Origin of the sequence: Bacillus sp. IT-79MI2 (genome assembly GCF_949768135.1) — a bacterium.
Taxonomy (GTDB): domain Bacteria; phylum Bacillota; class Bacilli; order Bacillales; family Bacillaceae_G; genus Bacillus_A; species Bacillus_A pseudomycoides.
Genome location: NZ_CATKPV010000139.1, coordinates 141,729 through 168,095, shown reverse-complemented (window position 1 = coordinate 168,095; position 26,367 = coordinate 141,729). Strand labels below are relative to the sequence as shown.

Genomic DNA, 26,367 nt, shown 5'->3' with positions numbered 1-26,367 from the left:
AATCCTCTATTTGAATGAAAACCCTTTATAGCACGAATCAATTGTTGAGAAAAGTGCCTTCTTTCAAATGAACTCAAATATAATGATTTAAAATAGATTATTTTTTAGAAGTATGGATAATGCACGGAGGCCAGTACAAATGAAACAAAATAAGAAAAGTAAAAAAAGAAGAGTCTTGCAAGTGTTCTTGCTTATGGTTAGTTCTATCATTCTATTTGTAAGTTATGCAGCTTACGATATTTGGAGTTATCGCTTTAAAACGGATGAGGTGGATACAGATGCTGCTATTGTACTAGGAGCAGCTTCTTGGAACGGAAAACCATCTCCTGTATTTCGTGAAAGAATCAATCATGCGATTTCTTTGTATAAGAATGGAAGTATTAAAAAAATTATTTTTACAGGTGGTACTAAATTTGAAGCAGAGCAGGAAGAAGCACGTACTGCGAAAGCGTATGCATTAAAGCATAACGTAAAGGATGAAGATATATTAATTGAAACACAGTCGCGTTTTACAGAAGATAATTTAAAGAATGCGAAACAGGTTGGAATTGATAATGGCTTACATACGTATACGATTGTAAGTGATCCTCTTCATATGAAGCGAGCGATGAGAATAGCGAAACATATTGGGATAGATGCATATGCATCACCAACGCCAACATCAGCATATAAAACATTAGATACGGAAATTCCATTTTTCTTTAAAGAATTATGTTCTTATATTGGATATGTTGCATCGTTACCTTTGCGTATGTTGAAAGGCGATTAAAAAATAAAGAAAAGGATAGACAAAGGTAGAGTAGTTCTACGAGTCTATCCTTTTCTTTATGCAAATATGCTTTGGATTTTCTATAAATTTACAAATTATAGAAAAAACTTTCAATAAAAACCTTGTATTTTCATCGGAATAGTGAAACAATAGAGTGCATAATCAAATATAATCTTATCGAGAGAAGTGGAGGGAACGGCCCAATGAAGCTTCAGCAACCTATCTGTAATAAAAAAGGTGCTAATTCCGAGTAGATAAGAAGGAAAAAAGATGACAACCTTCTTAATATGTAAGGTTGTTTTTTAGTAGGAGGAGAAGGGATGAAACGTTTATTTTTTACACTTGTAAGTATTGTATGTAGTTTATTTATCATTACGGGTTGCACGCAGACATCAGGGGGCGATCAAAAAGAAATTCGTTTAGGTTTTACACCTGGTCCGTACAGTGATCAAGTGAAAAAAGGGGTACAACCGTACTTAGAGAAAAAAGGGTACAAAATTAAAATTGTTGAGTTTAATTCACCAAACGAAACAAATCCAGCATTAACGAATAAGGATATTGATGCAAATATATTTCAAAGTACTGCTTTTATGAAATCTTACGCAAAAGAAAATAATGCGAAAATTTCAAGTATTATTCAAGTTCCATCAGCACCTCAAGGTGTATACTCTGAAAAACATAAATCATTAGATGATTTGAAAGATGGAATGAAGATTGGGGTACCAAATGATCCAGTTAATTTAGAACGGGCATTACGTATTTTAGAAGGGATTGGCTGGGTGAAATTAAAAGAAAATGTAAATATTTTAACAATCTCTGAAAAAGATATAACGTTTAAAAAGAAAGATTTCAAATTAGTACCACTTGAATCACCACAAATCCCAAGGGCAATGAAAGATTTAGATTACGGCATTATTAACGGAAACCTTGTCATTTCATCTGGACATAAGTTAAAAGAGGCACTGGAATTAGAAAAAACACCATCACAACATAGAATTATTGTTACGGTTCGTGATGAAGATAAAGAAAAACAATTTGCGAAAGATTTAATTGAAGCGTACCATTCACCAGAGTTCAAAAAGATGATTCAGTCTGAAGAACAATTTGAAGGGTTTGTGCTTCCTGACTACTTAAAGTAAAGGAGATCTTGACATGACATTATCATTTATAGAAACAGAAGAACAAGTTCTCGTATTGGAGAAGATAACAGAATTCATTCCGCAATTTGCAGGAAGGGAACATCAACTGAGTGAACTAGGCTCTTTTCCTTTTGAAAATATTAAAGACTTACAAAGTATTGGTTATACAAAATTAACTCTTCCGAAGGATTTTGGTGGGAAGGCGATTTCATTATATGATTTTGTTTTATTTCAAGAGAAGATTGCAGAGGGAGATGGAGCAACAGCTTTGTCTATTGGATGGCATCTTGGAATTGTGAAGGAACTTGCGGAAAATCGCTCGTGGAAACCTGAGATGTTTTCTTGGTTTTGTGAAGAAGTAAAAAAAGGCGCCCTTTTTAACAGGGCGGCAACTGAACCGAAGACAGGGAGTCCTACTCGGGGAGGGAAACCAGAAACATTAGCTGTACAAAAAGGCGACAAGTGGATTATAAACGGAAGAAAAACGTTCACAACGATGGCGCCCGTACTTGATTATTTCATCATATCTGCAAGCATTGAAGGGCGAGATGAGATAGGAGAATTTGTGATCCCAAGACATGAAAAGGGTGTGTTGATTGAAGAGACATGGGATAGTGTTGCGATGCGTGGAACGGCTAGCCATGATCTTGTATTACAGAATGTTGAAATCCCACATAAATTTTTTACAGATGTAAAAGGTTCACAGGCGAAACCGAAAGGAATTGGATGGTTACTTCATATACCAGCATGTTATTTAGGGATTGCGCAGGCTGCAAGAAATTATGCGATTGATTTTGCGAAAGCATATCAACCGAATAGTTTAAATCACCCAATTAGTTTGCTTCCAAACGTTAGAAGATTAGTAGGCGAATTAGAGCTGGAACTCTTGCAAGCTCGTACTTTTTTATACCAAGTTGCGAAAAAATATGATGAGGTGGAAAATAAACAATCTTTACAAGCGGAATTAGCAGCAGCGAAATATATTGCGACGAATGCGGCGATATCAATTGTTGATAAGACAATGAGAATTGTAGGGGCAAAAAGCTTATCTGAAAAGAATCCACTGCACCGCTATTATGTAAATGTTCGCGCTGGTTTACACAATCCACCGATGGATGATGTAACACTCTCATTACTAGCAGATGATGCTTTTAAATCAATTGAAAAGGAGTGAGTGAAAATGATAACGCTACGCGATATCAATAAAACGTTTCAGACGAAAGAAGGTTTATTTCACGGTGTAAAATCAGTCTCTCTGCAAATTGAGGAACATGATATATATGGAATTGCTGGATTAAGTGGTGCTGGAAAGTCTACATTATTACGTACAATGAATTTATTGGAAAAACCAGATTCAGGTGCAGTTATTGTAAATGGAAAAGATTTAACAAAGTTATCCAAGAAAGATTTACGAACAGCAAGACAATCAATTGGTATGATTTTTCAGCATTTTCATCTTCTTCATAATAAAAACGTATCGGATAATATTGCTTTACCATTAGAATTGAAATCAGTTTCAAAAGAAGAGAGAGAAAAACGTGTAAGAGAGTGCTTGGAGATTGTTGGCTTAAGTGATAAAGCGCATCATTTTCCTTCTCAACTAAGTGGTGGACAAAAACAGCGTGTTGCGATTGCTCGTGCATTAGCAAATGATCCCAAGGTATTGCTTTGTGATGAACCGACATCGGCACTCGATCCGAAAACGACACGATCTATTTTGCAATTTTTACAAAAGATAAATAAAGAGTTAGGAGTTACAATCGTAATTGTAACGCATGAAATGAATGTAATTAAACAAATTTGTAATAAAGTAGCGGTGATGGAAGAAGGAGAAGTTATTGAATCCTTCCACTTACGTGACCAACATCTAAAACCAACAACAGAAATTGCAAAACTTCTATTAGGTATAGAACAAGAGAGGGGCATTGCACATGTTCAATAATGTTATCCCACTGCTTCCAGAGATTTGGACATCACTTTTACAAACATTATTAATGGTTGGACTTTCAGTTGGAGCAGCAATTATTTTAGGTGTTCCTTTAGGTGTAATTTTATATTTTACAAGTAAAGGACAAATTTTGGAACAAAATATTGTCCATCGTATTTTAAACGGCATTGTAAATATTATTCGCTCATTTCCATTTATCATTTTACTAGTGGCTCTTGTACCACTTACAAGAACCTTATTAGGAACTACAATTGGTCCAATCGCTGCAACGATTCCTTTATCAGTAGCAGCCATTCCCTATTTTGCGAGACTCGTAGAGCAAGCATTACGTGAGGTTCCAAAAGGTGTAATTGAAGCTGCTGAGGCAATGGGAGCGACGCCACTGCAAATTGTGTGGAAAGTATTGCTCGCTGAAGCACGTTCAGGCCTTGTATTAAGCTTAACAGTTTTAACAGTAAGTTTTATTTCCTACTCAGCCATGGCAGGTGTTGTTGGAGGAGGCGGTGTCGGCGATTTAGCAATTCGTTTTGGATATTATCGTTTCCAAACAGACGTTATGATTGTTACGGTACTTATGCTTGTTATCCTCGTTCAATCTGTTCAATTCATTGGGAATAGGATTGCTGCAAAAATTGATAAACGGTAAGTATGAAAAAAGGCTTCGGTATACACCGGAGCTTTTTTATAGTGAAAGATGAATTGCTGAGGGTGTTCTGCTAAGTTCAAACAATCAGTGTAGTTCATAATGAATCAGAGGTAGATGTGTGGAAAATTAGCCCTATCGATATAGATATGAGAGAATGTAGGAGATCTAGATAGGGAATATATATTTTAAAGGGGGAATAACAGTGGCGGAAATTAAATTTGATATTAAGGAAACTTTTGGAACTTTATCGCAGTCACCTAAAGGTTGGAATAAAGAGCTTAATTTAATCAGTTGGAACGGAAAAGAGCCAAAATATGATCTGCGTGATTGGGCACCAGAGCATGACAAAATGGGAAAAGGTGTCACATTGACGATTGAAGACTTAAAAGCATTAAAAGATATCTTAAACCGTATGGAGTTATAAAGTAAAACTTTAATCAGTGGGGGGCTATCCCCACTGATTATTAGCTCTCACCAATCGGGCTTTTACGGACAATTCATCTCCCACCTAACTTCTTTGCTTTCACTGAATTTTGAGGCGGGAGTGTTACTATCCGTTAATGCGGGATAAAAACGAAATGGTTTGTGCAGAGAAAACCACTTTTGAATCATTATTTCAAAAGTGGCTTTTTGTATATATAGCATTTCATTTTAGAATTATTTTTGTATGGACGTATATGTCAGAAAAGACTATATAATCTTTTCCTCTTTATCTTCTTTTTTGTGATGTTCAGGTACATAGATATATTGGGATACGATAAGGAGAACGCTTATAAAAAATATAGGGAACATACTCGATATAAATAGACCATCAACCTTTAAATTAGTGATTAGACAAATGATAATAATGAGTGATGTAAATAGATGAGAAATGTGTTTTCTTAATCGTATTTTATATATATCTCGCAATATTTCACAGCATACAAATAGGATGAGCATACTTAAAAAAATTATATTTGTATCATAAATAATAAAACAACAGATTAGGCCGAAAAAAGCTAGGTATTCAATGAGTAATGGAATATTACGTAGCATAAGATGTTACCGTACTAAGTAAGGAAGTGGATCAACGGCATTTGTTTTTTCGAAATTCCATTCCCCATTATGTAATTCGAAATGAAGATGTTGCCCAGTTGAATGTCCAGTATTCCCCATCTGCCCCAACACCTGTCCAGTTTGAACACGATCTCCAGCTTGTACAGATCGGTTTTTCATATGTGCATAAACAGTTGTATATAATTTTCCTTTTATGTAATGAGTGACGAATACGACGTTTCCGTAGCTACTAGAATAGTAGGATTTGATAACTTTTCCAGCAGCTGCAGCACGAATAGGCTTATCTCCAGTTGACGTAAAATCGACACCATAATGCATTTGCCCCCATCTGACTTCGAAGTTTGAGCTAACTTGTCCTTGTGTTGGAAATTTAAAAACAGCAGGTATAGAAGGGGATGTAGACTTTTCTTGCTGCTTATTTTGTAATACATATTGCTTTGCAACATATCCATATCCAGAGCCAAAATGAATTTTATACCATGTACCTACTGTGCCTACTACTTGTATTTGTGTCCCATTTTGCAAGGAACCAATAACAGCAGTATTTGTTCCTGCACCATTTCTTACCCTTAGTTTAGGGATTGCAACATAATAAGAATTATTTTGTATAGTGATTCCTTTAACGAATGGTTGTGAGTTATGTGATATAAATTCTTTTTTTACATATCCTATTTTTCCGTTGTAAGAGATGAGATACCAGTCATTAAGTGTTTCTTGAACGGAGATAAATGTCCCATTTGGTAATACGTCAAGGATTGATGATTGTATACTTGGTTCTGAACGAAGGTTTAAGGCGCTTGCATTTACGATATGTTGGTTACGCTGTTGATTTAATTTCGCCAAAGATAAATTAGATTTTTGTATGTAACCAATTTTGTTTTGAGCGTTTACTTTATACCAGTCACGTGTAGTTTCGAGAATGGTAACAGGTGTATTGTATGAAATACTGCCAAGGGAATCACCATTTGTTGTATTTTCTTGATATAGTTGGACTTTATCAAGTTTTACATATCCGATTTTTACATTGTTTTTTGGTTGTACAGCAGCTGTTTTCATATCCGCTTCAGTAATTGATGGGAGAAGAGAAGTGATTGCGACAGTTGCTGCTGTCAATGTTGTAACTTTCATATTCATCGTATAATGAGCCCCCTTGTATAATTTGTGGTAAAATTTTGAATTGTATTAAAAGAATAACAGAAATATAAAGATTATGGAAATAAATGAAAGAGATTTTTGTTTTTCTCAACATAAGATTTATTCGTACGATAATATTTAGAGAAATCTATGGAAGGGTTGATAGTTTAAATGAGGCGTGAAAGTTATCCGATATTTTTTAAGAAGATCAGCTGTTTTATAGAATTCGCAGACTTCATGTGATAAACGTAACAATTTTGAGAAAGTAATAAATCTGTTAAGGAGTTTCGAAATCTTTCTTTTCAATTCCTTTTTTTATGTTTTATATGAGAAACCTAGGTTTCTTATTTATGCTGCGGTATAATAATGTGGAAAAAGTACGAAAAGGGGTAGTTTCATGCTAGAAGTCATTGCAACTTGTTTAGAAGATGTGAAGCAAATTGAAAAAGCTGGTGGAAATCGAATTGAGCTAATTTCAGCATATACAGAAGGTGGATTAACGCCAAGTTATGCTTTTATAAAAACAGCGGTGAAAGCAGCAAACATACCTATCCATGTTATGATTCGTCCCCATGCTAAGTCATTTATATATACAACAGAAGAAATCGAAATGATGAAAGAAGATATTTTAATTGCACAAGAACTTGGTGCAGCAGGTGTTGTTTTAGGTGTATTAAATGAGCAGAATCAAATTGATGAAAAAAAATTAGCTAATTTATTATCTGTTGTAGATGGGATTAACATCACATTTCATCGTGCGATAGATGAAGTGGATGATCTTATTGGTGCAGTTAAAACATTACGTAATTTTGAAAAGATAACTCATATTTTAACTTCTGGTGGTCAAGGGACGATAGAAGAAAATATACCTGTGCTTCATGAAATGCAAAGAGTAAGTAAAGGGGATATTCAGCTCATTGTTGGAAGTGGTGTGACAAAAGAAAATATAAAGCGACTATTGAACGAAACAGGAATTTCAGAAGCACATGTTGGTACTGCAGTCCGAGAAGGTAAATCTTGTTTTGCTGAAGTAGATCAAAAATCTGTACAAGATTTAGTGGTATTAACAAAATCATTATAATACTAGAGAAGAGGGAAAAAGATGGAGAAAAGCAAGAAAAAAGAAATCGTTTCATGGGTTAAAACAATAGGGATTACACTAGGAATCGCTTTAATTGTACGTGGTATTTTATTTACTCCTTCACTCGTACAAGGTGAGTCTATGATGCCTACTTTAGAAAATAACGAGCGTGTACTTGTAAATAAAATTGGTTTTAATGTACAAGGATTAAATCGTTTTGATATTATCGTTTTTCATGGAAAAGAAGGATATGATTTAGTGAAGCGAGTAATTGGCTTACCAGGAGATACGATTGAATATAAAAACGACGTATTGTACGTGAATGGAAAAGCGGTTGATGAACCATATTTAGCAGATTATAAGGCCGAGGTATCGAAAGGGAAATTAACTCCTGATTTTACATTAGAACAAAAAACTGGGAAAACAAAAGTTCCAGAAGGTCAAGTGTTTGTGTTAGGAGATAATCGTCAAGTTTCAAAAGATAGTCGCATGTTTGGGTTTATTTCAGAAGATCAAATTGTTGGAAAAGGTGAAGCGGTATTTTGGCCACTGCAACAAGTAAGAGCGTTGCATTAAAGAGAGAGTTTACGTATACGCGTTAAAAAAGCATTGAATTTTACTTTCAATGCTTTTTTATTTGAGAAAAATATTGTTTAAATAGTAAGAATATTTTATAATTTTAAATTATATATTTGTTTCAAAAAACGGAATTATTGTTCCGAATTACGGAACTTAGGGGAGCTAAGATGAGTGTAAATAAAACGGCAGTAAAGACGATGGATATTTTAGAACTATTTTATGGACATGAAGAGCTAACGTTAACGGAAATGGTTCATCAGACGGGAATGCCTAAAACATCTGTATACCGTTTAATTGGTTCGCTTGAAGAAATGGGCTTTTTACAAAAGACAACAAGGGGAACATATAGGCTTGGATTAGTATTTTTAAGGTTCGGTCAACTCGTTTCGAAGCGATTGTCAGTACGAAATATTGCAAAGCCATATATGAAAAAGCTTAGAGACTCTCTTGGTCAAGCTGTCAATTTAATTGTTCAAGATGCGAATGAGGCAATTTATATTGAAAAAATGGATGGAGATCAACCAGTAAGAGTATACACAGAGATAGGACGGCGAGCTCCTTTATATGCCGGAGCATGTCCGCGTATTTTACTTTCGTATTTTTCGGAAGACGATCAAATGCAGTATATAGAGAAAGTGCAATTACAACGATTTGCAGATGGAACGATAGTGGATAAAGAAGAGTTGCAAAGCCTATTATGTAAGGCTAAAAGAGAAGGATATACGATAAGTTATTCGGAACTTGAGAATCATACAGCTGCAATTGCAGCCCCTATTTTTGCAAGTGATGGTAGTGTAATAGCTGGTATTAGTATTTCGGGATTAGAAATAGAGTATAATGAATCGACAATTCCAAACTTTATTACAAAAGTAAAAGAAACAGCGTATCAAATTTCGAAAGAACTTGGCTGGATAGGTGAAAAGGAAGGTATATGATGAAATTTTCAGCACTAGGTGATCAAGCAGTTGTTGTTACGTTTGGAGAAAAAATTGATTTGGATATATATGAAAAAGTGCAAAATTTACACCGACTATTAAAGGGGAATCCATTTCTTGGAATGGTTGAGTGTGTACCTTCTTTTACTTCTTTAACGGTTTACTATGATGTATATAAGTTATGGAGGAAAAATGAAAGAAAGGTAGTACCGTATGAGTTTGTATGTGAATACATGAAGCGATTGTTTAGTCATAATCAAAATAAAACACAAAAACAATATGATTGTATTTCAATTCCAGTTTGTTATGGCGGGAAATATGGACCTGATTTAGAAGAAGTTGCGGCGTATCATGGGTTATGTGCAAGTGAGGTGATTCGTCTTCATAGTGAAGTGACTTATTTTGTTTATATGTTAGGATTTACACCAGGCTTTCCATATTTGGGTGGTATGCCCAAAGAGCTAGAAACACCTAGAAAGCAAACACCACGTTTACAAATAACACCTGGTTCAGTTGGAATTGGTGGAAGTCAAACTGGAATATATCCATTAGAAACACCAGGCGGCTGGAATATTATTGGCCGAACACCGATTGCGTTGTTTCAGCCAAATGAAGAAAAGCCTACATATGTGCAGAGTGGAATGTATTTACGTTTTATCCCAATAACAGAGGAAGAGTACCTGGTTATGGAGGGAGCTAGGAAATGAATGTTGAGGTTTTACATGCTGGGATGTTTACAACTGTTCAAGATTTAGGAAGGTATCACTATCAACAATATGGTGTGCCTGTTGGCGGTGCTATGGATCAGGCAGCATTAAGAGTGATAAATATGTTAGTTGGAAATGAAGAGAATGAAGCTGGATTAGAAATTACAATGATGGGACCAAAGCTTCTTATAAAGAAAACGACATTGCTAGCAATTGGTGGTGCGAATATGGAGCCTCTGTTAAATGGAGAACCCATTCCATTGTGGCGACCAGTTTTAGCGAAAGAAGGTAGCATGCTTTGCTTCGGGAAGACGCAGTTTGGGTGTAGGACATATGTGACATTTGCAGGTGGAATTGATGTTGCAAGTAGTATGGGAAGCAAAAGTACATATGTAAAAGCAGCTATAGGTGGGCTAGAAGGACGAGCGCTTAAAAAGGGCGACCTTTTTCAAATTGGTACACCATCAAAATTTGCTACTTGTATGATAAAGAAATTGATGGATGAAGGCAGAATAGAAACATGTTGGGGTATATGTAATCATGTTCTACCCAAATATAGTCGCAGCCCAATCATTCGTGTTATTCCAGGTTTTGAATGGGATCAATTTAAGAGCGAGAGTTTAGAGTCGTTTTTTACAAAGGAATATAAAGTTTCCAATTATGCTGACCGTATGGGCTATCGATTTGAAGGTGAAAAATTAAAAAGAATAGAACAATCTGAGATTCTATCAAGTGCAGTTACATTTGGAACAATCCAAGTGCCATCTGGTGGTCATCCAATCATCTTAATGGCAGATAGACAAACGACAGGTGGATATCCGCTAATTGGTAATGTCATATCAGTTGATTTACCTATTCTTGCGCAATTGAAACCAGGTGATTATGTCACGTTTGCAAAGACTTCTATAACAGAAGCGACGGAGCTTTACATCGAGCAAGAACAAAATATGAATCTATTAAAGAAGTTCATCGCTTTACAAGCGTAAAGCAGGAGGAGAGATAGCGTATGGTTACCGTTGACTTAAATTGTGATTTAGGAGAAGGATTTGGTGCATATAAGATAGGAAACGATGATAAAATTCTTCCGTTTGTTTCATCAGTAAATATTGCATGCGGTTTTCATGCTGGTGATCCAACTGTCATGCGTCAAACTGTTGAAAAAGCATTGTACCACAATGTGGAAATAGGAGCACATCCAGGGTTTCCGGACTTAATTGGATTTGGTAGAAGAATGATGTATATTTCGCCAGAAGAGGTCTATGATTATGTTTTATATCAAATAGGGGCATTAGATGGATTTATAAGAGCGGCAGGAGGAAGGATGCATCATGTAAAACCGCACGGTGCACTTTATAATATGGCAGCCACTGATCAAGAGATTGCGGATGCAATTGCAAAAGCAATTTATCATATAAATCCAGATTTATTTCTGTATGGATTAGCGAATAGTAAATTTATACAAGCAGCTGAAAAATATGAACTGAAACTCGTGCAGGAAGCATTTGCCGATCGTACGTATCAATTAGATGGAACATTAACAAGCCGAACAGAAGAAAATGCACTCATAAAAAATGAAGATATAGCAATTGAACAAGTGTTGCAGATGGTTAAGGAAAGAAATGTAAAAGCAGTTGGTGGAAAGATTATCAATATCGATGCACAAACAATTTGCATACACGGTGATGGTGAGCATGCAGTTCAATTTGCAGAAAGAATATACAGAACATTTAGATTAAATAATGTTTCTATTTGTGCACCAAAGTAGAATAAGGAGGAGATACATAGATGTTGAAACTAATTGGAATATTGCTTGTAGCTGTTGGATTTTTATTTCGCCTTAATACGTTATTGGTTGTAATGGTTGCAGGAATTGTTACTGGTATGGTTGCGGGGATGAGTTTTTATGATGTCATAAGTATGTTTGGAAAGTTTTTTATAGAAAACCGATATATGTCTATGCCAATATTATTAACTTTGCCTGTAATTGGAATTTTAGAACGATATGGGCTGAAGGAACGTGCAGAAGCATTGATATCAAAATCTAAGGGAGCAACGACTGGTAGAGTATTAATGTCATATTTTACAATTCGTGAGGCTTCGGCAGCGGTAGGACTAAATATTGGGGGACATGCTCAAACAGTAAGGCCTCTTGTTGCACCGATGGCAGAAGGTGCAGCTCATGGACGTTATGGAAAACTACCAGAAAAATTAAAAGAAAAGATTAAAGCGAATGCAGCGGCAGCTGAAAATACGGCATGGTTTTTTGGTGAAGATATTTTTATCGCAACAGGAGCGATTCTATTAATGAAAGGATTCTTTGATTCTGTAGGAATGCATGTTGGTGTGTGGGATATGGCGCTTTGGGGAATTCCTACGGCAATCTCAGCTTTTATTGTAAGTTGGATTCGTTTTAAACAATTCGATAAGTATATTGAAAAAACGATGAAAAAAGAAGAAAGCCAACAAAAGGAGGCGATATAGGATGAATATTATTACACTTGATACAATCTATTATTTATTAGGTATTATTGTTGCCTTTGTCGCGATTCGTGTCGCTTTTGATCGTCAACATCCAAATCGCTTTGGTTCTAGTTTATTTTGGGCATTATTTTCTATTACATTTTTATTTGGAAATATGATTCCATCATTTTATATCGGTTGTATTGTATTAGCGATGGTCATTTTAGCATCATTGAATAAAGTAACGAAGTCCGATGAAAAAGAAGCACCTACTGAAGAACGAGTGAAACATGCAGAAAAACTGAGAAATAAAATTTTTATGCCCGCTATTTTAATTCCTATTTTTACGATTATTGGTACTTTAACTTTAGGAAAGCTAAAGTTTGGAAATGTATTTCTTGTTGATCCTGAGAAAGTCACATTAATTGCATTAGCTCTTGGGGCATTGCTTGCTTTTGTAGCAGCAATGGGAATCACAAAAGCAAAAATAACAGCCCCTGTACAAGAGGGAAGCAGATTATTACAAGCTGTCGGCTGGGCAGTTATTTTACCACAAATGTTAGCTGCGCTTGGCGGTATTTTTGCAAAGTCTGGTGTGGGTCAAGTTGTCTCAGATTTAGTAGGACAAGTATTGCCGACAGAGTATCCATTCGTTGCTGTTATGGCATATTGTTTAGGTATGATGTTGTTTACAGTTGTAATGGGGAATGCCTTTGCCGCATTTGCTGTTATTACAGGAGGAATTGGTTTACCGCTTATCGTTCAAATGCATGGTGGTAATCCAGCGATCATGGCCGCGCTTGGAATGTTTGCAGGGTACTGCGGTACATTGATAACACCAATGGCTGCAAATTTTAATATTGTACCAGCAATGCTATTAGAATTAAAAGATAAAAATGCGGTAATTAAAGCCCAAGCACCAATTGCTATTACCATTTTTGTTATTAATATGTTCATCATGTATGGGCTCGTATATCGATTTTAGTAAGGAGTGGGAATGATGAAGACAGTATTGTTAACAGGGTTCGAACCTTTTGGTGGAGAGGAGATTAATCCTGCCTGGGAAGTTGCAAAGCAGCTTGATGGACAAAGCTTTGGAGATTACAAGATTGTTAGTAAACAAGTTCCAACTGTGTTTCATAAATCATTACAAGTGTTAAAGTCTTATATGGAAGAAATAGAACCGGAGCTTGTTATATGTATCGGGCAAGCAGGAGGACGTCCAGATATTACAGTGGAACGAGTTGCAATAAATGTAGATGATGCAAGAATCACTGACAATGAAGGAAACCAACCGGTTGATGTATCTATTGTAGAAGGGGGGCCCGTTGCGTATTGGTCTACACTTCCTATAAAAGCTACTGTAAAAAAACTTCGGGAAGAAGGAATACCAGCTTCTGTTTCTCAAACTGCAGGTACATTTGTTTGTAATCATCTCTTTTATGGACTTATGGACATTTTAGCAAAAAGTGAAAACGGGGTTCGTGGTGGTTTTATACATATTCCATTTTTGCCAGAGCAAGCAAGTAAACATCCTGGACAACCGAGTATGTCGCTTTCAACTATTACAACTGGAATTGAATTATTGGTACGGGTCGCATTAGAGGTAGAAACGGATATTATAGAATGTGGCGGGACCACACACTAAGCAAAAGTATAATGCCTGCTATGGACAAATGTTATAATAAAGGAAGGATTATACATAGAGGTGAGAGCAATGCAGCAATATGAAGAAGTTCGTTCTGTTATAGAAAAAGCAAATAAGATTACGGTATTAACAGGTGCTGGTGCAAGTACAGAAAGTGGCATTCCTGATTTTCGCTCAGCCAATGGTTTATATGCAGATGCTAAAGTTGAAATGTACTTATCTAGAGGGTATTATAACCGTAATCCAAAAGAATTTTGGAAGCATTACAAAGAAATATTTCAAATTAATACTTTCCATCAATACAAACCAAACCGTGGGCATCAATTTTTAGCAAGTATAGAAGAGCAAGGAAAAGATATTGTGGTGTTAACACAAAACATTGATGGTCTGCACCAATTAGGAGGGAGTAAGCATGTAATAGATTTGCATGGTACACTCCAAACGGCTCATTGTCCAAAATGCAAAACGAAATATGATTTGCAATATATGATAGGCCATGAGGTACCACGATGTGAAACATGTAATTTTATTTTAAATCCAGATGTCGTTTTATATGGTGATACATTACCACAATATCAAAATGCAATACAGCGTTTATATGAAACGGATGTATTACTTGTTATGGGAACTTCGTTAAAAGTGCAGCCAGTTGCATCGTTCCCGCAAATTGCAAAAAGAGAAGTAGAGGCAACAACAATTTTAGTGAATGAAGAGTTAACGGGTCAAGAGTATTATTTTGATTATATCTTTCAGCAAAAAATTGGACAGTTTGTAGATCAATTTTAAATGATGTAGGAAAAACGAGATAAGAGGTATTTATCTCGTTTTTTTTGGAGCTTAAATTTTCTAAATTTTCTTTAAAAATACTATAAATTATATTATCTATGTGCTTTAATATTATTAATAGAGGAGATTTTTATATCCAGATGAGAAAGTATGGTTTAATTTTTGTTATTTATGAGATAAAGATACTTTAGACCATAGAAAGAGGAGAGCATAATGAAAAAGAAAGAACAGAAAAAGGAAGAACAGAAAAAGAAACGGAAAAAGAAAACCCATATTCCTTTCCGATTAAATGTGTTGTTTTTCTTTGTATTTCTTATGTTTTCAACTGTTATTGTTCAATTAGGTAAGGTTCAAATTATTGATGGTGAGACTTATAAAAATGAGGTGGAAAAAAAGGGAGATTTAACGGTTAGTACTCCCGTTCCACGTGGGAAAATTTTTGATCGAGAAGGCCACTCGATTGTTGATAATAAACCATTACGGACAATTACATATACAAAAGTGAAAGGTGTTAATTCAGAAGAGATTTTAAATACGGCAAGACAACTTGCGAAGATGATTGAAATGCCGCAGGAGGCTATAAATAAGTTAACAGAGGTAGATAAGAAAGATTTTTGGATGCAATTACATAAGAAACGTGCAGCAGAAAAGGTTACAAAGGAGGATGAAAATAAATTAAGAGCAAAAAAAATGGAGAGAAAAGAATTAGATAAAAAGGTGGAAGAAATTAGACGTGAGCGAATTACAGCGGAAGAGTTAAATGAACTTACCCCACAAGATATAGAAGTATTAGCTATTAAAAGTAAAATGAATGCAGGATATAATATGACTCCTAAAATAATAAAAAAAGATGTAAAACCAGAAGAATATGCAGTAATTAGTGAAAATTTAGCAAATCTTCCAGGTGTGGATACGACCGTAGATTGGGAACGTGAGTATCCATATGATAAAATACTTCGTTCAGTACTTGGAAACGTTTCAAGTGCTGATGAAGGACTACCGAAAGAGCAATTAGATTATTATTTAGTTCGTGATTATAACCGCAATGATCGGATTGGAAAGAGTTATATTGAAAAGCAATACGAAGATGCCCTACACGGTATGAAAGCACAATCGAAAAATATTACAGATAAAGAAGGGAAAATACTTCGTACTGAACAAATTACGAAAGGGAGAAGTGGCAATAATTTAATGCTAACAATTGATATGGAATTGCAAAAGAAAGTTGAGGAAAGCATTGAAAAAAACTTAATGGCGTTCAAAGCTGTAGAACCAATGTTGGATCGTGCCTTTGTGGTAATGATGAATCCTAAAAATGGACAACTTTTATCAATTTCAGGAAAAAAACTAGTAAATAAAGATGGAAATATTCAAGTAGAGGATTATGCCCTTGGTACAATGACAAGTTCATATGAATTAGGTTCAACAGTCAAGGGAGCTACGCTACTAACAGGTTATCAAACGGGTGCGATTAAGCCATTTACTCATTTTTACGATGCACCGATGACATTTAAAGGGACAACAAAAGCAAAGAAATCATGGAAAGATTTTGGTGATATTGATGATGTCAGAGCTTTACAAGTATCTTCTAACGTATATATGTTTAACACAGCTTTAAAGATTGCGGGGATTGATTACGTACCGAATAGTCCGTTAAATATTAAACAAGAAGTTTTTAATAAAATGCGTTATCATTTTGGGCAATTTGGTTTAGGCGTTCCAACGGGGATTGATTTACCCAATGAGACTGCGGGACAACGGGGAAGAAAAGATAATACACCAGGATTCTTACTTGATTATTCAATCGGTCAATATGATACATATACACCGCTTCAGCTTGCGCAATATATTTCGACGATTGCGAATGGTGGTTATCGTATGAAACCACAAATTGTACAAGAAATTAGAGAGCAACCGAATAAAGCTGAGGATATAGGCAAGGTAGTTCAATCAATGGAACCGGTCATCTTAAATCGTGTAGATATGGACATATCCTATATTAATCAAGTGAAAGAAGGATTTAAGAAAGTGTTTCAAGAAGGCGATGGAACCGGTGTAGCACACTTTCAAAATCTACCGTATAAACCTGCTGGAAAAACAGGAACAGCAGAAACAGTGTATGGTGGTGATAGTAATATAGGTAAGGATGAAAATGGAGATAGAAAAAAGTGTTATAATTTAACCTTAGCTGGTTACGCACCTTATGACTCTGATCCAGAAGTTGCATTTTCTGTTGTTGTACCATGGGTAAACGATGATAAATCAGGGATTAATTCTAAAATTGGAAGAGAAATTTTAGACGCATATTTTGATTTGAAAGTGAAAAGAGTCGGTGGAAATCCAGTACCTATGGAACAGCCGAATAAACAGCAATAAAAGATTTTTACATTTACATAGAATAACAGGACAGTGAGGTATTTTAGGGGATGAAGGAAAGTCATGGAGCAGATTACTAGAAAAGAGTGGGGCAAACATATTTTGCTTGTATTCGTTATAATTGTTATGATTCAGTCTTTTACATTGTGTAAAGTAGAAGGGAAATCGATGCAGCCAACCTTACAAGAGGAAGATTATGTGTTTGTAAATAAAGTTGCTGCGCATTTCCCCCCTCTGCAACATGGGGAGATAGTTGTGATAAAAAACGCGGACGACTCTAAATATTATGTGAAGAGAGTAATTGGACTACCAGGCGAAACAATAAAGATGGAAAATGGCACACTATATGTAAATGATAAAGAACAAGATGAGCAATATATAAATAGAGAGTTATTTCATAAATCCGAAGTATTTTTAGAGTATAAAAAAACGCGAATTCCTCCAAAAATTTTTTTTGTAATGGGAGATAACCGCTCTCATAGTAAAGATAGTCGGAATGGTCTTGGGTATATTGATTAATCTAGTGTTATAGGGAAAGTAGAATTTGTGTATTATCCTTTTTCTAAAGCTAAGATTTTAGAATAACAATTCATCCGAAAAAGAGTCCTAACAGGTAATGGAGCATACCTGTTAGGACTCTTTTATTATGATATTCTTATCGTTTTAATAAAAAATCGGTGTTGTTTCACATCAAAATACCCTTTTTGTAGGATAAGTTGATGTATTTTGTATAATTCATTTACATATGTTTCAGTTTTAAAATCAGGAACTTGCCAAGGAATTGCTTGTAAATAATAGACTAAAGCACCGATATCATAAAACCTTTGAACGGGAAACTCTTCTTTATATGTTAAAACTTTAAAACCATGTTGCTCGAGCTCACTTAGAGCAGTTTCTAAATTCCAATTTGTAAATTCAGAATTGAGTGGTGTCCCTAGTGCTTCATTGATTTCCGCACAATCTAAGCCACCTACTTGCTGCGTAAGAAAGATGCCATTTGGAGAAAGGATCCTTTTTACTTCGGAAACAGAGTAGGATTCGTGTTGATTTAAAATCAAATCGAATTGTCCATCATCAAATGGTAAAGTCTCATCATTGGTTACTTCTACAACCTTTACACCTAAAGGTTCTAAATTCTTTTTTGCTAATGGGATATTTGGAGAATACCCTTCAGTCGCATAAATAGAAGAAGGGAATGGTCTTAACATGGATAAGAATTCTCCACCGCCTGTTCCCATATCAAGCATAGAATTCGTGTTTTGAATAAGGGAAAAGGCCATGCTACCGTAGGACCAAGAAAGTAATTGACTCTTCATACGACCAGTTTCTGTAATAAAGGAAAAATCCCATCCAGTAAAGCTTGCGTTTGCATTTTCTAATAAGGTGAAAAATAATTTATCATTCTTCATGTTAAATCCTCCTGTTTATTATATTCGAAATAGGGTGAATATAATAAACGGGAGGAGGACCTCTAATTACAATATACGGTTGTTACGTTTCATGTTCTAGTATTTTCATATGAAATCACTCCCGACAAAAGTATATTGTTCTACCTTCTAGTTTTACAGGTATAATACCTTCTAAAAGTAAAAAATAAAATAGATGTAGCTGTACAGTGGTAATAAATAAAGTCCCATAAACGGCTGTTTTTGGTACTTTTTAAACGATCATGTACTTCGTTGTGACATTGATTACAAAGAGACTTGAGGTTATCAAAGGTTAGTGCAAGTTCTGGATGTTCCTTTACTTCTTTAATATAATGAACACAATCAGTTTTACGATACTTTCCTTTGTCTCTGCACATACAACATTCATAGTTGTCACGCTGCAAAGCCTTGAGTCTCAGCTGCCGCCACTCTTTAGATTTATAGAACTTCATAAGTTTATCAACTTTAATCAAGTTAATAAGACTCTGTTTTTCCATAACTACCACCTCACTTAAACAAAGTAAAAACCGCTACCCCTTCGGATAACGGTCTTCAAAAATAGACAAGTCATGTTGTGTGCTTCATATTTCATTACGTTTGGTTAAGGTGTTTTCACGTCTCTGCCACTTATTTTAATTCACTAATAGTCTTTATTTTCCTAGACAACCTCACTGCAACAGCCATAAAGAATAAATTGAATTTTTATTTAGGTATTATGCTTGATCTGATTGTAGAACATGTAATGGAGGCGGAATAATCCAACCTTTTTTCTTATTCAGACGAAGCAATATAGCTCCAGCTTGTGCTTTTTTCATATGAAATTGACCAAACATCATTCCAACATCTTCTCGAAGAGATTGTCCCATAGCTTGACTACATGCTACTAAACCAGCAGCAAGATCTATGGAAACTTTAGTTGCAATTTCCGCATCATTAATACGAGCACCAGGAGGAATCGTTTCAATAGATGCAACCGGTCTTTCTGGAGGTGCTGGTGGTAATGCAACTCCATTTAATTTTAATAAATTTTTTAATTCTTCAACTTCTGATTGGATATCATTCTCTACAAGATTTTCTAAAAATTTCTTTAAATCCTCGTCTCCTGTGTGGTTAATAAGAACTTGATATCCAGCAATTGCTCCCTGTGCCGCTGCAAGATAACTCCAAATCCCAAAGACTTCGCCGTAGTGCATTGGTTCATTTTGCGGATTTCCACTTAAAATACCCATTAAAATATTCCTCCTTAAAGAAATTAAACTCTTAACAAAAATGCTTACTATAGAAAAAATTTTCCTAACCATGTTCCAGATTAAAGAAAATAAGTTCTTATAACTCATAAGGAACACCTTACCCAAATATAGTAATTACCCCTCATAGGATATACTGTTATAAAAAATTTATTCTTATAAATATAAAGCAATTGACTTGATCCATTATTATCAGTACTTTTAATAATAAAAGTTAAAGATGTTTATCATAATATCAATTCAAATGGTTTTATATATTTTCAAACGAATATTGTCTAAAGGAACTGGAGACATTACTGAATATGAAAGGAGGGAAAACTATGAAGAAAAAACTGTCATCTATTTTAGGTGCCCTATTACTAACTATTATGGTTTTTAGTACAAGCGTCCATGCTGAATACGATGGATATAACACGGATAGAGTTAACAATAATAATATTACAACTCGAGTTAATGACAATAACATGAATAGAGTTAATTATGATACTAGAACTCGAAATGTGAATACAACAAATGATTTGAATAATCATCGTGATGGTAATAATAATTGGGCGTGGCTTGGTTTATTAGGACTAGTCGGTTTATTCGGTCTTAGAAAAAAAGAAAAAGAACCAGAAAGACGTTAATGTAGAACATTACATTTAACTTTAAAAGATACTTATTTATCAAAAGAATGCAAAATGAATAAATTATGAATCGCCTTTAATAAGGCGATTTTTTATTTTTTCAAAATCAATAACAATTACATAAAAACGGATACTATTAATTGGAAACAATGAATTTCTTAACTTGATGGTAATGGGATAGTGCTATATAGCCATCAACTTAAGAAAGGAAACAAAATGAATTTTCACCGGAAGTGTTTTTATAAAGGAAGAATCTCATGTCAAATAATTTATACATCATTAAATTGTTTGTGTATATTTTATTATACAGTATTAATAAAGGGTTGTTTCCTAATCATAAGATGCAACATTGGCACAGTTTTTGCTTGTATTAAATTTAAGGAAGGGGGAATGGATTTAAGAAATAAGTAGGGTGTATTATTAACAGTAAAAAAGTGACCTACCATTATCTCACTAATTTTACTAGTATCAATAGGAAAGTTGTTTAATATAGACAGATTGAATGACTTACTCTAAAATAGTCTGAATTTTTAAACTATTAAAAGGGGGCAATAGCATGGCGAAATACTCGAAATTTTATAAACTGATGCTTGGGGTTGGGCTTGTTACGATATCATGTAATGGAATGCAAATTCAAGCAGAGACAAAAGAGAAAAATACGAAGAATGTATTACAAATGGAACCGGTAGGAATACAGAAATCCGTTGATGAGTTGGCACATCCTTCGAACGTACAGGAAAATGCATCATATACAAAACGGTTAAAGTTAGCAGACTTATCGCAGCGTCCGCCAGCGCCAAAAGAGAATGCTAAACAGCTAGTTGAAGAAAAAAATATTCGATGGCTGAATTGAATCAATTAAGCAACAAACAATTAACTGATCTTCTTGTGACAATTAAATGGTATCAAATTCCGGAATTATTTCAGTTTAATAATGATAGTTTGAAATTCTATCAAGATGATAGCCGGATGCAAGCGATCATTGATAAACTAGCAGAACAAGGACAAGCTTATACGAAAGATGATTCAAAAGGAATTGAGACATTAGTAGAAGCTCTACGTGCGGCATTTTATTTAGGTTTTTATCATGATGAATTAAGCAAACTAAATGAGCGTAGCTATCATGATAAATGTTTACCAGCTTTAAAAACGATTGCAAAAAATCCAAATTTCAAACTTGGTACATCGGAACAAAACAAAGTTATTTCATCGTATGGAAAGCTGATTGGAAACGCATCAGCTGATGCTGAAGTTATTCAATATGCCGGTGAAATCTTCAAACAATACAACGATAATCTTGCAACTTTCATTGAAGACTACACAAAAGGAAATGCTGTATATGATTTGATGAAAGGAATTGATTATGAAGTTCAGTCGTATATGTATACTACGGGCAAGGAACCAAAAGATACGATGTGGTATCGAAACATCGATAGTTTTATTAATGAAATCAGTCGTTTTGCGTTAATTGGTACGGTAACAGATAAAAACGGATGGTTAATTAATAACGGAATTTACTATGCTAGCCGATTTGGTAAGCTTCATAGTACACAGGTAAAAGGACAGCAAGTTGTTACAGAAGCGATGCGGATTTATCCATATTTAGGAGAGCAATATTTTGTTGCGGCAGAACAAATTGCTACAAATTATGGTGGAGTGGATGCGAACGGAAAAACAGTAAATTTAGATCAAATTCGAGAAGATGGTAAGAAGAAATATTTACCGAAAACGTATACGTTTGATGACGGAACAATTGTCTTTAAAGCGGGAGATAAAGTTAGTGAAGAGAAAATTAAACGTTTATACTGGGCGGCAAAAGAAGTGCGATCCCAATTTTATCGTACAGTTGGTAGCGATAAGCCGCTTGAAAACGGACATGCTGATGATGTGTTAACAATGGTCATCTACAATAGTCCGGACGAATATCAATTTAACCGTCAATTGTACGGCTATGAAACGAATAATGGCGGAATTTATATTGAAGGAATCGGAACGTTCTTTACATATGAACGTACACCGCAGCAAAGTATTTATAGTTTAGAAGAATTATTCCGTCATGAATTTACACACTATTTACAGGGAAGATACGAAGTTCCTGGATTATGGGGACAAGGTGATATGTATCAAAATGAACGCTTAACTTGGTTTGAAGAAGGAAATGCAGAGTTCTTTGCAGGCTCAACGCGATTAGATAGCGTTGTACCGCGAAAAAGTATAGTTGGCGGATTATCTAATGATCCAGCTAAGCGATACACAGCAGAGCAAACATTAAATGCGAAGTATGGAACATGGGATTTTTATAACTATTCGTTTGCATTGCAATCTTATATGTATAATAATCGCCCTGAGATGTTTGATAAAGTGCATGATTTAATTCGTGCAAATGATGTAACAAATTACGATGCGTACCGCTCTGCATTAAGTAAAGACAATAAATTAAATGAAGACTACCAATCTTATATGCAAATGCTTTTTGATAATCGTGATAAGTATACAATTCCGCAAGTATCAGATGATTATTTAGCAGAGCATAAATCGAAAGCGCTTTCAGGTGTTGCAGCGGATATCACAAATGAAGCAAAGTTAAACAATGTGAAGGTAACAAAGAATAAATCACAATTCTTTAATACATTTACACTACAAGGAACATATACAGGAAGTGCGTCAAAAGGAGAAACAGAGGACTGGAAAACGATGAATCAAGCAACAAATGATATGCTGAAACATCTTTCCGAAAAAGAGTGGAGCGGATACAAAACATTGACTGCTTATTTCGTGAATTACCGTGTCAATGCCGCTGGACAATTTGAATATGATGTTGTGTTTAGCGGAGTGAATACAGAAGAAGATACTACTGTAGAAAAAGAACCGAACGATACATTTGATAAAGCGAATCCACTATCTTTGAATACGTTATTACGAGGTAACCTAAGTGATCAAGATCAAGTTGACCGGTTTGTTATTGATGTAAAGGATCCGAAAGATTTACAGATTACTGTTACGAATGAACAGAACCTTGGACTGAATTGGGTATTATATTCTGAATCAGACTTAAATAATTATGCCGCATATGCAACGAAACGTGACGGAAATAAATTACTTGGAAATTATAATGCGAAGCCAGGGAAATATTACTTGAGTGTATATAAATATGGCGGTGGAACAGGGAATTATACAGTAGAGGTAAAATAATTTAACAGTAATCCAACATTCATCCCCTTCCTCAAGCGCGTGCAGGACATAGTCCATGCGGTAGGGAGGGGATGAATGTTGGTCGTGCACAGAACGAAGTTTCTGTTTCCTTTTTAAAATTATGTATTTGTTGCACCAAAACTAGAAAAACAAATTTCTTTACTTAGCAAACACATGATTACCGATTACTGTAACAGTTTGGCGTGTGGTAATCCATTTGTCAGTAGAGGTTTTTGGATTATAAAAATAAAGTCAATCAGAATTAGCTCTTTTAGTAGAAATTGCTTCTTCAACTGCCTTTTGAAGTATCATTTAAGCTTTCTCGTTTTCCTAATCTTTTCCAAGTAACCCCATAATATGAATGTCATGGTAACTACCGAACCTAAATAATTCTTCTTTTAAATTCCCTTCTACGGAAAATCCGCATTTTTCATAAGAAGCGATAGCTCTTTTGTTGTAACTAAACACTTGGAGCTTGACTTTATTTACATTCATATAATTGAAAATAAAGTCAACCAGTATTTGCATTGAATCAGTTCCATAACCTTTCCCTTGATATTCAGGACCTATTGAAACGCCAACGTGACAAGTACCATTCTTCCAGTTCACTAAGTAAACAGCTATTGTCCCAATAAAGATTTTTTCATCTTTAAGTTCAATCCCAAACATGTAATCCTCTTTATCAGAACTTACTTCATTAAGAAATTTTTCATGGTCACGTTCGGTAGGAGGAAATGGTATTCCATCATTCATTAATAACCGGCTCTCCATTACATCTTCAATGTTAAAGTAGTTTCCGTTATTGCACCCAAACACATTAAAACAATTGATATCTGCAGAAAAAGATATCATCAGTAATATATTTTGGACTTCCTGGCAACCAGGCACAATTGAAATGCCCCAAGTATGGATAGAGGATGAGTATTCCATGTACAAAAAGCAATATCACTCCTTGATGTCTAATGAGGAAATCCGAGAGCAAATATTCTCTTTCCTACACCAATTGCGAATACCAGGCGTATATGAAGTTGGAGGGTTAGGCGCTTGCACACCTATTAGTCGAAAGGCCCTACAAGTAGGAGTTAATTTTTCAACAATCAAAAATCTTTTTTTTGGGGGTGAAGATAGGCATTTTTGTATTAGAGCAGTTGCTTTAGGATTTGATTTATATGTGGATACACATCATCCTGCTTATCACATATACCGCAGTTCAGATATAAAGGGCGTAGAAGCCTTTAAAAATAGTTCGATGGTTTAACCAGTTCGATTATAACCTTTATACACAAATAATTTCATGAAAAACTTTAAAAAGGGGTTCTACCGCATCGCTATCAGGCTAAGCTTTTGAATTATCCCCATAACGAAAAAATTAAGCATCATTGACACAACATGCTTATTTTCTTTTCTTTACGATGACTTCTTTTAAACTGTGTTAGTTAATTTAAAGATAATTAAGAAAACCACTCCTTTAGCTAAGAATGGTTCTTATATATAAAACTTAATTAATTGGTATATACTTCTTGAAGCCCTTACTTATAGTTCCATTATAACCATTTTTAGCAAAGAATTTATGTGCTTCTATTCTAGTTGTACTGCTTAATAAGATAATTCTTGTGGATCCCCTTGCAATTGATAGCCGTTCTACATGTTTTAGTAACTTTTTACCTATCCCATTACCTCGAAAATCTTCATTTACAATTACATACTCTAGAACGGTATACGGTCTAAATTGATATCCAGGATCAAGACAAAACGTCATAAATATACTTCCTTTAACTTTACAATCTTCCTCATAAACAAATAAGAAATTATTAGAATCATTCCTTATCTGCTCAATTCTTTCTGGTAAAACCTTAATGTTTTTACTATGTGGTGCTAATTTTTTATATAGATTTTCAATTACATTACTGTCTTTTGGTTCAGCTTCACGAATCATATAATTATCCCCCTCTATTAATATTGATATATCAATGGTTCTACCTATTATAATGTCACTTTACCTATAAGTTGGCCAGAAAACACTTATTTTTGCAGATAATTATCAAATTATTCAAAGGAATTGGAAGCATAAATTGGCCGTAAGTTAATTATTAACCCATAAGCTGGCCGTTAGTTTATGCGAAATTTTATACATATGGAGTAAAGGAAAAAAGACAATGATTGCTTTTAACCACTAATATAATGAGATGAATAAGAAACTACATACGTAGGTGAAGAGGATGTTTCAAAGAATGTTGATAAATCGGGAATTATTGGTGAGGAGAACTTCTGATAATGAGACGTTATGTTAACCTGACATGTATAGAATATACAACCAAAATCAAACAACATATCACTTCTTTTAAATGGTAAAATAGGGAAAAAGGAGGTTCTAAATAATGCCTTTAGAAAACTCTATTTATTACATAGAAGTTGCTATTATTTTAGTGATCATCGGTGCAATGTTTGGGGGGATTATACGTATAATTCGGCATACCAGCAATCGCAAAAAACAAGATCCAGTTGAGCAAAAATTAGATAGGGTTATTCAACTGTTAGAAAAACAAAACAAAGATTGACTCCCCCTCCAAACAGGAGGGGTTTGCTGTTTATTTTATAAAAGGAGTGAAAA

General features: G+C 34.8%; 25 protein-coding genes, 4 pseudogenes and 1 riboswitch. Of the genes and pseudogenes, 22 read left to right on the top strand and 7 right to left on the bottom strand.

Annotated elements, in window-relative coordinates:
• Positions 1-139: 139 nt before the first annotated feature.
• From ACM6HU_RS28320 to ACM6HU_RS28295, 6 genes are all read left to right on the top strand, one after another.
• Positions 140-769, top strand: coding sequence for a YdcF family protein (locus ACM6HU_RS28320; RefSeq protein WP_016115331.1), 630 nt, complete (start codon positions 140-142; stop codon positions 767-769).
• Positions 770-940: 171 nt separating this feature from the next.
• Positions 941-1,030: riboswitch (SAM riboswitch) on the top strand.
• A 59-nt stretch (positions 1,031-1,089) separates the two neighbouring features.
• A complete protein-coding gene (locus ACM6HU_RS28315; protein WP_098116952.1) occupies positions 1,090-1,908 on the top strand; it encodes a MetQ/NlpA family ABC transporter substrate-binding protein in 819 nt (272 codons plus the stop codon).
• 13 nt (positions 1,909-1,921) lie between these two features.
• Positions 1,922-3,082, top strand: coding sequence for an acyl-CoA dehydrogenase family protein (locus tag ACM6HU_RS28310; RefSeq protein ID WP_098116951.1), 1,161 nt, complete (start codon positions 1,922-1,924; stop codon positions 3,080-3,082).
• Positions 3,083-3,088: 6 nt separating this feature from the next.
• On the top strand, positions 3,089-3,850 hold the full coding sequence (locus ACM6HU_RS28305; RefSeq protein ID WP_016115328.1) for a methionine ABC transporter ATP-binding protein: 762 nt from the start codon (positions 3,089-3,091) through the stop codon (positions 3,848-3,850).
• A complete protein-coding gene (locus ACM6HU_RS28300; RefSeq protein WP_098116950.1) occupies positions 3,840-4,502 on the top strand; it encodes a methionine ABC transporter permease in 663 nt (220 codons plus the stop codon). Before ACM6HU_RS28305 ends, ACM6HU_RS28300 begins: the two co-directional genes overlap by 11 nt.
• A gap of 202 nt (positions 4,503-4,704) precedes the next feature.
• The gene (locus tag ACM6HU_RS28295) at positions 4,705-4,926 is read left to right on the top strand and encodes a YdbC family protein (protein WP_016115326.1); all 222 of its coding nucleotides are present in this window, start codon (positions 4,705-4,707) and stop codon (positions 4,924-4,926) included.
• Positions 4,927-5,543: 617 nt separating this feature from the next.
• On the opposite strand, the gene ACM6HU_RS28290 is transcribed toward ACM6HU_RS28295, so the two are convergent.
• Positions 5,544-6,692, bottom strand: coding sequence for an SH3 domain-containing protein (locus ACM6HU_RS28290; protein ID WP_016115325.1), 1,149 nt, complete (start codon positions 6,690-6,692; stop codon positions 5,544-5,546).
• Between the two features lie 397 nt (positions 6,693-7,089).
• Here ACM6HU_RS28290 and ACM6HU_RS28285 point away from each other — a divergent pair, with 397 nt between their 5' ends.
• The 12 genes and pseudogenes from ACM6HU_RS28285 (at position 7,090) to lepB (ACM6HU_RS28230) (ending at position 17,849) form a co-directional block, all read left to right on the top strand.
• Positions 7,090-7,773 carry a copper homeostasis protein CutC gene (locus ACM6HU_RS28285; protein ID WP_016115324.1) on the top strand — a complete coding sequence of 228 codons (684 nt, stop codon included), beginning with the start codon at positions 7,090-7,092 and terminating at the stop codon, positions 7,771-7,773.
• 21 nt (positions 7,774-7,794) lie between these two features.
• Positions 7,795-8,349, top strand: coding sequence for a signal peptidase I (gene lepB, locus ACM6HU_RS28280; RefSeq protein ID WP_016115323.1), 555 nt, complete (start codon positions 7,795-7,797; stop codon positions 8,347-8,349).
• Between the two features lie 170 nt (positions 8,350-8,519).
• On the top strand, positions 8,520-9,287 hold the full coding sequence (locus tag ACM6HU_RS28275) for an IclR family transcriptional regulator (protein ID WP_077294012.1): 768 nt from the start codon (positions 8,520-8,522) through the stop codon (positions 9,285-9,287).
• Positions 9,287-9,994 (top strand): 5-oxoprolinase subunit PxpB, encoded by a 708-nt coding sequence (pxpB, locus tag ACM6HU_RS28270; protein ID WP_033671314.1) that lies wholly within the window; start codon positions 9,287-9,289, stop codon positions 9,992-9,994. Before ACM6HU_RS28275 ends, pxpB begins: the two co-directional genes overlap by 1 nt.
• Positions 9,991-10,980 (top strand): biotin-dependent carboxyltransferase family protein, encoded by a 990-nt coding sequence (locus tag ACM6HU_RS28265; protein ID WP_098116934.1) that lies wholly within the window; start codon positions 9,991-9,993, stop codon positions 10,978-10,980. The genes pxpB and ACM6HU_RS28265 overlap by 4 nt, the downstream gene beginning before the upstream one ends.
• A gap of 20 nt (positions 10,981-11,000) precedes the next feature.
• A complete protein-coding gene (pxpA, locus tag ACM6HU_RS28260) occupies positions 11,001-11,759 on the top strand; it encodes a 5-oxoprolinase subunit PxpA (RefSeq protein WP_016115319.1) in 759 nt (252 codons plus the stop codon).
• Between the two features lie 20 nt (positions 11,760-11,779).
• The gene (locus tag ACM6HU_RS28255; protein WP_003198508.1) at positions 11,780-12,475 is read left to right on the top strand and encodes a DUF969 domain-containing protein; all 696 of its coding nucleotides are present in this window, start codon (positions 11,780-11,782) and stop codon (positions 12,473-12,475) included.
• Position 12,476: 1 nt separating this feature from the next.
• Positions 12,477-13,439 carry a DUF979 domain-containing protein gene (locus ACM6HU_RS28250; RefSeq protein WP_016115318.1) on the top strand — a complete coding sequence of 321 codons (963 nt, stop codon included), beginning with the start codon at positions 12,477-12,479 and terminating at the stop codon, positions 13,437-13,439.
• Positions 13,440-13,454: 15 nt separating this feature from the next.
• A complete protein-coding gene (gene pcp / locus ACM6HU_RS28245; protein WP_033671313.1) occupies positions 13,455-14,102 on the top strand; it encodes a pyroglutamyl-peptidase I in 648 nt (215 codons plus the stop codon).
• Positions 14,103-14,171: 69 nt separating this feature from the next.
• Positions 14,172-14,888: an NAD-dependent protein deacylase gene (locus ACM6HU_RS28240; RefSeq protein ID WP_016115316.1), complete on the top strand. Its 717-nt coding sequence runs from the start codon at positions 14,172-14,174 to the stop codon at positions 14,886-14,888.
• 213 nt (positions 14,889-15,101) lie between these two features.
• Positions 15,102-17,264: a peptidoglycan D,D-transpeptidase FtsI family protein gene (locus tag ACM6HU_RS28235; protein ID WP_016115315.1), complete on the top strand. Its 2,163-nt coding sequence runs from the start codon at positions 15,102-15,104 to the stop codon at positions 17,262-17,264.
• Positions 17,265-17,327: 63 nt separating this feature from the next.
• Positions 17,328-17,849 (top strand): annotated as a pseudogene (gene lepB, locus ACM6HU_RS28230) (signal peptidase I).
• A 59-nt stretch (positions 17,850-17,908) separates the two neighbouring features.
• Here the strand turns inward: lepB (ACM6HU_RS28230) and ACM6HU_RS28225 are convergent.
• The 3 genes and pseudogenes from ACM6HU_RS28225 to ACM6HU_RS28215 all read right to left on the bottom strand — a co-directional run bounded on the left by ACM6HU_RS28225 (position 17,909) and on the right by ACM6HU_RS28215 (position 19,920).
• The gene (locus ACM6HU_RS28225; RefSeq protein ID WP_016133045.1) at positions 17,909-18,673 is read right to left on the bottom strand and encodes a class I SAM-dependent methyltransferase; all 765 of its coding nucleotides are present in this window, start codon (positions 18,671-18,673) and stop codon (positions 17,909-17,911) included.
• 248 nt (positions 18,674-18,921) lie between these two features.
• Positions 18,922-19,188 (bottom strand): annotated as a pseudogene (locus ACM6HU_RS28220) (HNH endonuclease); the annotation flags it as partial.
• 216 nt (positions 19,189-19,404) lie between these two features.
• A complete protein-coding gene (locus tag ACM6HU_RS28215) occupies positions 19,405-19,920 on the bottom strand; it encodes a DUF3231 family protein (RefSeq protein ID WP_016115311.1) in 516 nt (171 codons plus the stop codon).
• A 338-nt stretch (positions 19,921-20,258) separates the two neighbouring features.
• Here ACM6HU_RS28215 and ACM6HU_RS28210 point away from each other — a divergent pair, with 338 nt between their 5' ends.
• Both ACM6HU_RS28210 and colA read left to right on the top strand, forming a co-directional pair.
• Entirely contained in the window at positions 20,259-20,564 is a 306-nt protein-coding gene (locus ACM6HU_RS28210; protein WP_016115310.1) for a WGxxGxxG family protein, read from the top strand.
• Positions 20,565-21,120: 556 nt separating this feature from the next.
• Positions 21,121-23,756 (top strand): annotated as a pseudogene (colA, locus tag ACM6HU_RS28205) (collagenase ColA).
• Between the two features lie 159 nt (positions 23,757-23,915).
• On the opposite strand, the pseudogene ACM6HU_RS28200 reads toward colA, so the two are convergent.
• A pseudogene (locus ACM6HU_RS28200) lies at positions 23,916-24,053 on the bottom strand (cell wall hydrolase); the annotation flags it as partial.
• Between the two features lie 33 nt (positions 24,054-24,086).
• Positions 24,087-24,692, bottom strand: coding sequence for a GNAT family N-acetyltransferase (locus ACM6HU_RS28195; RefSeq protein ID WP_414848567.1), 606 nt, complete (start codon positions 24,690-24,692; stop codon positions 24,087-24,089).
• Here ACM6HU_RS28195 and ACM6HU_RS28190 point away from each other — a divergent pair.
• Positions 24,685-25,014 (top strand): hypothetical protein, encoded by a 330-nt coding sequence (locus ACM6HU_RS28190; RefSeq protein WP_154214595.1) that lies wholly within the window; start codon positions 24,685-24,687, stop codon positions 25,012-25,014. The genes ACM6HU_RS28195 and ACM6HU_RS28190 overlap by 8 nt on opposite strands.
• A 240-nt stretch (positions 25,015-25,254) precedes the next feature.
• Here the strand turns inward: ACM6HU_RS28190 and ACM6HU_RS28185 are convergent, their stop codons facing one another.
• Positions 25,255-25,692, bottom strand: a complete 438-nt coding sequence (locus ACM6HU_RS28185) for a GNAT family N-acetyltransferase (RefSeq protein WP_016133043.1) — start codon at positions 25,690-25,692, stop codon at positions 25,255-25,257.
• A gap of 442 nt (positions 25,693-26,134) precedes the next feature.
• On the opposite strand from ACM6HU_RS28185, the gene ACM6HU_RS28180 reads away from it, so the two are divergent.
• A complete protein-coding gene (locus ACM6HU_RS28180; RefSeq protein ID WP_077294045.1) occupies positions 26,135-26,314 on the top strand; it encodes a DUF4083 family protein in 180 nt (59 codons plus the stop codon).
• Positions 26,315-26,367 lie beyond the last annotated feature (53 nt).